The organism is Amycolatopsis orientalis DSM 40040 = KCTC 9412, from assembly GCF_000478275.1.
Taxonomy (GTDB): domain Bacteria; phylum Actinomycetota; class Actinomycetes; order Mycobacteriales; family Pseudonocardiaceae; genus Amycolatopsis; species Amycolatopsis orientalis.
In genome coordinates, this window is record NZ_ASJB01000035.1 from 1 (window position 1) to 220 (window position 220).

At 45.5% G+C, this 220-nt stretch carries 1 protein-coding gene; it reads right to left on the reverse strand.

Annotated features, from left to right (window positions below; all coding sequences use genetic code 11):
• Positions 1-136 (reverse strand): helix-turn-helix domain-containing protein (locus L324_RS44420; protein WP_037306036.1); only part of this gene is annotated, 136 nt, incomplete at its 3' end.
• Positions 137-220 lie beyond the last annotated feature (84 nt).

Genomic DNA, 220 nt, shown 5'->3' on the forward strand with positions numbered 1-220 from the left:
ACGGCATACGAGATCCGCGTTCTACTTCACCAAGCACAGAAACGGATATACCCAATGCTTTGGCAAACCCTTCTTGAGTATAACCCTTCAGCTTTCGATATGCACGAATTCGTCTACCCCAGATTTCTGCTTCCATACTCTTACACCTTCTTGATTTTTTGCATGATTGACAGCTCCCTCAAGATCCGGATAAATCTCCAGCAGCGGGATGAGTACAAAC